Consider the following 7,886-nt stretch of genomic DNA (forward strand, 5'->3'; position numbering starts at 1 on the left):
GCGAAGCCCTTCGCAGGCAGATTCGCGAGAGTCGCGAGGTATCGCGCCGCAGCGCGGAGAACGTCATCCCCCGCTATCGCCGAAAGGCCGCCGAGAACCAGGCGCGCTACGAGCGCAAGCTGCGCGAGGACTATCGCGAGCGGCGCGGGGATCGCCGCGAAGCAAGGCAGGACCGGCGCGAGGATCGCCGGGAGTGGCGGCGTGACCGTCGGGACGATCGCCGCGACTGGCGCGAGGCCCGCCGGGAATGGCGTCGGGACTGGCGCAACGACCGCCGCTACAACTGGCGCGACTATCGCTACAGCCATCGCGGCATCTTCAGCCCGGGCTATTATTATGCGCCCTATCGGAACCACAGCTACAGCCGCTTCTCGATCGGCGTGATCCTCGGCTCGCCCTTCTTCGCGGACCGTTACCGGATCCACGATCCGTGGCAGTATCGCCTGCCGGCCGCCTATCCCGGCACGCAATGGGTCCGCTATTATGACGACGTGCTGCTGGTCGACATCTACACCGGCGAAGTCCTGGACGTGATCTACGACTTCTTCTGGTAACGCGGCCATCCGAACCGACAGAGGGCCCGGAGCGTTCCGACACGCTCCGGGCTTTTTGCTTGTCAAATGCCGGACGTCTGACGCAGCATCGGGCATAGTTCGTGTCCAAGGGGGTTCCCGTCCATGCTGTCGCGCCTGCTGCTTGTCCTTTCCGCCTGCCTGATCGCCGCGCCGGCCGCGGCCGAAACCGTCGTTATTCACACGGGCCGGCTGATCACCGATGCGTCCAAACCCCCGATGGGGCCTTCGACGATCACCGTGGTCGACGGTCGCATCAGCGGCATCGCCGACGGCCACACGCCCGTCCCGGCTGGCGCGGAGCTTGTCGATCTTTCGTCCAAGACCGTCCTGCCCGGCCTCATCGACACCCATGTCCACCTGACCGGCGAGCCCGGCGGCGACTGGCGCGACGAGGCGGTGGACACGTCCGAATGGTCGACCCTGGTGGGCGCCAGGAACGCGCTTCTGACGGCCAAGGCCGGCTTCACCACCGTCCGCGACCTCGGGGCCTACCCTCAGTCGATCTTCGCCCTTCGCCGTGCCACCGATGACGGGATCATCCCCGGTCCGCGCATCGTCGCGGCGGGCTCCAGCATCTCCATCATCGGCGGCCATGGCGACGTCACCGGTTTTCGTCCCGACGTGATGGAGACGCTGGAAATCGGCAACACCTGCACCGGCGCCGTCGAATGCGCGGAACGGGTTCGGGAAGCGTCCCGCGCCGGCGCCGACGTCATCAAGATTCCGGCCACCGGCGGCGTCCTGTCGCAGCAGGCGCGCGGGCTCGGCCAGCATTTCACCGACGCGGAGATGAAGGCGATCGTCGACACCGCCCACAGCCTAGGCCTCAAGGTGGCGGCCCACGCCCACGGCGCGCGCGGCATCGAGGCGGCGGCCCGCGCCGGCGTCGATTCGATCGAGCATGGCACCTTCGCCGACGCCGCCGCGATCAAGGCCATGAAGGCGAACGGCGCCGTGCTGGTGCCGACCCTGATGGCCTATACCGGCATCCGCGACGGCCTTGCCAAGGGCGCCTTCACGCCGGCGGTGGCAGAGAAGGTGCGCATGACATTGGACCAGGTCGGCAAGGCCGCCATCGCCGCGCGCGCCGCCGGCGTGCCGGTTGTTTTCGGCACCGATTCGGCGGTCTATCCGCACGGCCGCAACGCCGAGGAATTCGCCCAGCTGATCGAGATAGTCGGCATGAGCCCCGCCGAGGCGCTCGCCTCCGCGACCACCGAAGCGGCGAAGCTGATCGACATGGAAACCGAGGTCGGCCGGATCGCGCCCGGCTATTCGGCCGATATCATCGCCGTTACCGGCAACCCGCTGGAGGATGTCCGCGTTCTGGAGCAGGTCGATTGGGTGATGATTCGGGGACAGGCGATCGAATGAGCTGATCGCGACGAAAGGCGATGGACATTCTCGAAAGCGCGGCCGCGGTACGTCAGGATCTGGCGCGGGTGCCGGGCATGTACCAGGTGCCCGCGCCGGGCGTCGAGATGTTCGTCCTACGCGATTTCCTCGATGACAAGGAATGCCGGGCGCTGATTGCGCTGATCGACGCGGGCAAGGAGCCTTCGCGCCTTCTCGCCGATACCGACGACCCGGAATTCCGCACCAGCGAAAGCTGCAACCTCGATCCGCGCGCGCCGGCGGTGCGCGCCGTCGAGAGGAAGATCGCCGGAATCATTGCCGTCGATCCTGCCTGCGGCGAGACGATCCAGGGCCAGCGCTACGCCGTCGGCCAGCAGTTCAAGCCGCATCACGACTTCTTCTTCACGAGCGAAGCCTATTGGCCGGAGCAGGAGAAACATGGCGGCCAGCGCACCTGGACGGCAATGATGTTCCTGAACGCGGTCGACGAAGGCGGGCAGACCCAGTTTCCCGAGGCAAAGGTGCGGATCTCACCGCGCAAGGGCAATCTCCTCGTCTGGAACAATCTGGACGAACGCGGCGCCCCCAATATGGCGTCGCTGCACCAGGGGATGCCGGTCCTCGCCGGCGTCAAATATGTGATCACCAAATGGTATCGCGAACGGCCCTGGACGCCGGGGCTCGCGGCGGCGAAGCCTTATTGATCCGAGATCAGCCGAAGGGGACCGTCTCGATGCTGACCTTGTCCGGATAGAAAGCAAGATGGCCGCCGATTTCGGCCACGGCGGGATAGGGGTGCTCGTAACTCCAGGCGGCGTCACGGGCATGCGCCCCGCCACCCTCGATGCTGAAATAGCTGGCGTCGCCCTTGTACGGGCAATGCGTGACGCGGCCGCTATGGACCAGCAGGTCCATGTGCGCGTCGTCGCGGGGAATGTAGAAGACCGGCGGGTAACTCGCTTCCTCCAGCATCAGCGCGTGCGACGTATCAGCGACGGTCCGGCCCTCGAACAGGACGCGGACACGCCCGCCGAACGGGCTGATCTCGATGGGATGGTCGGGTCCCGGTTGCTTCATGGGCGCGACTCCTTCGCGGGAGGTGCGAGTTTAGCACATTCCGGCCTCTCGGATCATCGCTTGCGCAACACGCCCTACCGTATTAAGCGACCAACACAGCATTATCGGAAAGGCTCTTCATGAACCGCACGCTTCTCGCCGCTGCTTCCTCCCTCCTTGTCCCGACTCTGGCCACACCGAACGCGCTCGCCATGCAGACGGCGACGGCGGAAGCGACCCGGTCGACGGCCTCTCAGCAGCTCCACGCGCTGTTCAAGAAAAGCGACGAGGACAATCTGCGCCGCAATCCGGTAAGTGCGCTGTTCCGCGGCGATATGCGCTATGCTGACCAGTTGGGCGATTATATCAGCGACGAATATTTCGCGGCGGAGAAGGCGGCGGCGGAGGCCGAGCTCGCGGCGCTCGCCAAAATCGATCGTTCACAACTCAGCGACACCGACAAGATCGCATACGACGTCTTCAAGTTCGACAAGGAGTCGGAGCTCAAGGGTTATCAGCCGGACATATTGGCCCTGACGGTCGTCCGGCCCATCAACCATTTCAGCGGCTTCCACACCTTCTATCCGACCTTCGCCAGCAGCAAGGGCGCAGCGCCGTTCAAGACGCTCGAGGACTATGAGAACAACCTCAAGCGCCATAAGGAGTTCGTCACGATCATCGACCGCTCCATCAGCCGCTTCCGCGAAGGCATGGCCGCGGGCGTTTTCGACACCAAGCTCACGATCCAGAATGTGATAGACCAGCTCAACCTCCAGCTTGCGGACAAGCCGGAGGAGTCGCCTTATTATGCGCCGGTCCTCAATTTCCCCGAAAGCATCTCCGAAGCCGATCAGGCGCGGCTGAAGGCAGCCTATCGTGCCACTGTCACCGACGACATCTACCCGGCCTACACGCGGCTCCGCGACTTCCTGAAGAATGAGTATCTTCCCAAGGCGCGCGAGGGCGTCGGCCTCGTCCACATGAAGGGCGGCGAGAAACTTTACGATTACCTGATCGAGGACACGACCACCCTTCCGCTGAAGGCGGCCGAGGTCCATCAGATCGGCCTCGACGAGGTCATCCGGATCAAGAAGGAGATGGAAGCGATCAAGGAGGAAGTGGGCTTTGAGGGCACGCTTCCCGAATTCTTCAATCACCTTCGCACGGATGCCAAATTCAAGGCCGAGTCCCGCGACGCGCTACGCGACGGCTATTATGCGATCGGCAAAAAGGTCGACGCCCGCATCGCCGAGCAATTCTCGACCATTCCCGAAAGCCCGCTGGAAATCCGCGCCGTCGAGCCCTTCCGCGAGAAGACGGCGGCGGGCGGCTCCTACCAGCAGGGCACGCCCGACGGCTCACGTCCCGGCATCTTCTACTATAATGCCTACGACCTGCCGTCGCGGACGACCTACGGCATGGAGACGCTCTACCTCCACGAAGGCTCGCCCGGCCACCATTTCCAGATCAGCCTCGCCCAGGAGAATGAGGCGCTTCCCGCCTTCATGCGCTTCGGCGGCAACACCGCCTTCGTCGAGGGCTGGGCGCTCTATGCCGAGACGCTGGGGCCGGCGCTCGGCATGTTCACCGATCCCTATCAGCGCTTCGGCCATCTCGACGACGAGATGCTGCGCGCCATGCGGCTGGTGGTCGACACGGGCATCCATTCCAAGGGCTGGACCCGCGATCAGGCGATCGAATATATGCTCGCAAACTCCGGCATGAGCCGCACCGACGCCACCGCCGAGGTCGAACGCTACATCGCCATCCCCAGCCAGGCGCTCGCCTACAAGATAGGGGCGCTCACCATCCAGCGGCTAAGGGAGAAAGCGGAAAAGGCACTGGGCGATCGGTTCGACGCGCGCGAGTTCCATGCCCAAGTGCTGATGACCGGGTCGCTGCCGATGGCGGTGCTGGAAAAGAAGATCGACGACTGGATCGCCAGCAAAGAGGTCTGAAGCGTCAGGCAAGGTGGAGGGGAATGGACCAGAGCTCCCCTCCACCCCACTTTCAGTCGGCCCCCTCCCCTAAAACTCTTGGAGAGGTGTCCCCCATGGCCGCGTCGCACGGGGGGACGGCGACGCGGCCGATGCGATGCGCGAACGGCACCAAGCACCAGTCCGAAAGGGGTGGACCGCGCGATGAAACGCGCACCGCGCACAAGGGTTGCCGCGTCGAAACAGAGTTTCCGGCTACTGTTGCCCTAAAGCCTCACCAATCAGCTGGCGGCTGTTGTCAATACCATAGAGCGCGATGAAGCTCCCCATTCGCGGACCCTGGCTGGTGCCGAGCAACGTCTCGTAAAGCGCCTTGAACCAGTCGCGCAGGTTCTCGAATCCGGCCGCCTTGCCGACCTCGAAGACCATGTGCTGAATTTCCTCCGATCCCGCATCGCAAGGAAGCTGCGATAAGCGGCTGTCGAGATCCCGAAGGGCTTCCGCCTCGCGCCCGTCCGGTGCGCGCCGGTTCAGCGAATCCTTGACGAAGTCGCGGAAATAGACCGCGGCATGGCCGATCAGGGCATCGAGTTCCGGATGCGTCTCGGGCGACGCTTCAGGCGCGTAGCGCTGGACGAAGGCCCAGAGCAGATTCTTGTCGTCGGTGAGCGCGACACCGACGAGATTGAGGAGCAGCGCGAAGGTGAGCGGCATCCGTGCTGGCGGAACGTCGCCGGCATGGACGTGGTGAACAGGATTGCCGAGGCGCTTTTCCCAGGGCTGGCCCGGATAGGCGGCGAGGAATTGCTGATATTCGTCGACCGCCTTGGGGATGATGCCGAAGGAGAGCTGCTTCGCCTTCCTCGGCTCGCGATAGATATAGAAGGCGAGGCTTTCGGGCGGCGCATAGGTCAGCCATTCGTCGATGGTGACGCCGTTGCCCTTGGTCTTCGAGATCTTCTCGCCATTTTCGTCGAGGAACAGCTCGTAGTTGAAGCCTTCGGGCGGCCGGGCGCCGAGCACGCGGGCGATCTTCGAGCTCTGGGTCACCGAATCGATCAGGTCCTTGCCCGCCATCTCATAGTCGACGCCGAGCGCGACCCAGCGCATCGCCCAGTCCACCTTCCATTGCAGCTTGGCGCCGCCCGAGAGGATCAACTGCTCGACGACTTTCCCGCTCGCCGGGTCGGTGTAGCGGATCGTGCCCTCCTCCCAGTCCGCAACCTCGACCGGCACCTGGAGCACTTTCCCGTTCGCCGGACTGATCGGAAGGACGGGCGAGTAGGTGCGGCGGCGTTCCTCGCGGAGAGTTGGCAGCATCACGGCCATGATGTCGTCATAGTGGCGGAGGACCGACTTCAGCGCCTCGTCGAAGCGGCCGGAGCCGTAGCAGTCGGACGAGGCCATGAACTCATAGTCGAAGCCGAACTGGTCGAGGAATTTCTGGAGGAGCAGGTTGTTATGGTCGGCGTAGCTCTTGTGGCCGCAGCCGAACGGGTCCGGCACGTGGCTCAAGGGTTGGTCCAGATGGTCGTGCATCATGTCCTGGTGCGGCACGCCGGGCGGCACTTTGCGCATGCCGTCCATATCGTCAGAAAAGGCGATGAGGCGGCTGGGCCAGTCGACCATTTCGGAAAGCGCGTGACGGACCATCAGGGTACGCGCCACTTCCTGGAAGGTGCCGAGATGCGGCAAACCGCTGGGGCCGTAGCCGGTCTCGAAGACGATCGGCTTGTCCGGCCCATCCGGATAGCGCTTCAGGAGCTTGCGCGCTTCCTCATAGGGCCAGGCCTTGGAGACCAGGGCGGCTTCGCGGAGCTCTTGAAGTACAGACACAGGTTGCCCTTTCGTTCCGCCTGGACCAGATGAGGCGGATGGCGGCCTATTTGCCCTATCCCGCGCTTCACGCAACCCATGGCGGCATCTGGATCGCCGCCCCCGACGGCGAAGTGCGCGGCCTCGGGCGGGGCGAAGCGATCGCCAGGGCGGCCGAGACGCCGATGATCATGCTGAACGCGCCGCTGGTCGGACAGCGACTCGGCTATCCCGAGCTTTCGGGGCTCGACCTTCTTGAGCTGTTCGCTTTCGTGTTTCCGGCCCGTTTCGCGGTGCCGACGCCGAAAGGGTTCGCCCATGCGCTGGGGCTGGCGCCGCCGAAGGACGATGCCGATGCGGCGCCGTTCCTGCGACGGGCGGCGGAGGCGCTGCTGGAGCGGATGGAGGTCGCGGACTGGCCGGAGCGGGAAGGCGCCTGGGCCTCGGCGCAGTCGCTCTATCGCCTGCGCTGGTCGTGGGCGCCGGTAGTGACGGCGCGGCTGAAGCGGCCGGAGCGGGACGAGCGCTGGCTCTTCTCCAGGCTCCCGGAATGGGACGAAGGCGCACCGCGAGCACAGCCGCGCGCGGTTAGCGTTTCCGAGGCAGAGTCTATCGATCGGCTAGCGGCGCTCACGGGTCGAGGAGCCGAACCGCGCCAAGGTCAACGCGATTATGCGGCAACGGCAACTTCGGCCTTCGCGCCACGCCGGCGTGAAGGCCAGCCCCATTTGCTGCTCGCCGAGGCGGGGACGGGGATCGGCAAGACGCTCGGTTATCTCGCTCCGGCTTCGCTCTGGGCGGCGAAGGCCGACGGTGCGGTGTGGGTTTCGACCTACACCAAGGCGCTGCAACGTCAGCTCGACCGCGAGTGCGTCCGGCTCTTTCCCGACGCGAAGGAACGCAAAGCGAAGGTGGTCGTCCGCAAGGGGCGGGAAAATTATCTTTGCCTGCTCAACCTCGAAGACGCCTTGCAGGGCGGTTTTTCCGGCCGCGCGGCGATCCTTGCCCAGCTCGTGGCGCGCTGGGCCGCCTACACCAGGGACGGCGACATGGTCGGCGGCGACATGCCGGGCTGGCTGCCGACCCTGTTCCGCCGCGCCGGCGCCACCGCGCTCACCGACCGGCGCGGCGAGTGCGTCTATGCGGG

6 protein-coding genes and 1 pseudogene are annotated in these 7,886 nt (G+C 65.1%); 5 read left to right on the forward strand and 2 right to left on the reverse strand.

Annotation, left to right across the window (positions count from 1 at the left end; all coding sequences use genetic code 11):
* The 3 genes from VIR62_RS15705 to VIR62_RS15715 all read left to right on the forward strand — a co-directional run.
* A partial coding sequence (locus VIR62_RS15705) for an RcnB family protein (RefSeq protein WP_431872817.1) occupies nt 1-554 on the forward strand: 554 nt, incomplete at its 5' end.
* 123 nt (nt 555-677) lie between these two features.
* Nucleotides 678-1,949 (forward strand): amidohydrolase family protein, encoded by a 1,272-nt coding sequence (locus VIR62_RS15710; protein WP_431872819.1) that lies wholly within the window; start codon nt 678-680, stop codon nt 1,947-1,949.
* A 20-nt stretch (nt 1,950-1,969) separates the two neighbouring features.
* On the forward strand, nt 1,970-2,635 hold the full coding sequence (locus VIR62_RS15715) for a prolyl hydroxylase family protein (protein WP_431872821.1): 666 nt from the start codon (nt 1,970-1,972) through the stop codon (nt 2,633-2,635).
* 7 nt (nt 2,636-2,642) lie between these two features.
* On the opposite strand, the gene VIR62_RS15720 is transcribed toward VIR62_RS15715, so the two are convergent.
* A complete protein-coding gene (locus tag VIR62_RS15720) occupies nt 2,643-3,008 on the reverse strand; it encodes a DUF427 domain-containing protein (RefSeq protein WP_431872823.1) in 366 nt (121 codons plus the stop codon).
* 119 nt (nt 3,009-3,127) lie between these two features.
* Between VIR62_RS15720 and VIR62_RS15725 the strand changes: the two genes are divergently transcribed.
* The gene (locus tag VIR62_RS15725; RefSeq protein ID WP_431872824.1) at nt 3,128-4,945 is read left to right on the forward strand and encodes a DUF885 domain-containing protein; all 1,818 of its coding nucleotides are present in this window, start codon (nt 3,128-3,130) and stop codon (nt 4,943-4,945) included.
* 234 nt (nt 4,946-5,179) lie between these two features.
* Here the strand turns inward: VIR62_RS15725 and VIR62_RS15730 are convergent, their stop codons facing one another.
* Nucleotides 5,180-6,760: a lysine--tRNA ligase gene (locus tag VIR62_RS15730; protein WP_431872826.1), complete on the reverse strand. Its 1,581-nt coding sequence runs from the start codon at nt 6,758-6,760 to the stop codon at nt 5,180-5,182.
* A 38-nt stretch (nt 6,761-6,798) separates the two neighbouring features.
* Between VIR62_RS15730 and VIR62_RS15735 the strand changes: the two are divergent.
* Nucleotides 6,799-7,886 (forward strand): annotated as a pseudogene (locus tag VIR62_RS15735) (ATP-dependent DNA helicase); the annotation flags it as partial.

The organism is Allosphingosinicella sp., from assembly GCF_036570505.1.
GTDB lineage: Bacteria > Pseudomonadota > Alphaproteobacteria > Sphingomonadales > Sphingomonadaceae > Allosphingosinicella.

What these genes read in the sequence shown, in the direction of transcription:
- VIR62_RS15710 (WP_431872819.1), top strand. Translation starts at nt 678, where the DNA reads ATGCTGTCGCGCCTGCTGCTTGTCCTTTCCGCCTGCCTGATCGCCGCG.
- VIR62_RS15715 (WP_431872821.1), top strand. Translation starts at nt 1,970, where the DNA reads ATGGACATTCTCGAAAGCGCGGCCGCGGTACGTCAGGATCTGGCGCGG.
- VIR62_RS15720 (WP_431872823.1), bottom strand. Translation starts at nt 3,008, where the DNA reads ATGAAGCAACCGGGACCCGACCATCCCATCGAGATCAGCCCGTTCGGC.
- VIR62_RS15725 (WP_431872824.1), top strand. Translation starts at nt 3,128, where the DNA reads ATGAACCGCACGCTTCTCGCCGCTGCTTCCTCCCTCCTTGTCCCGACT.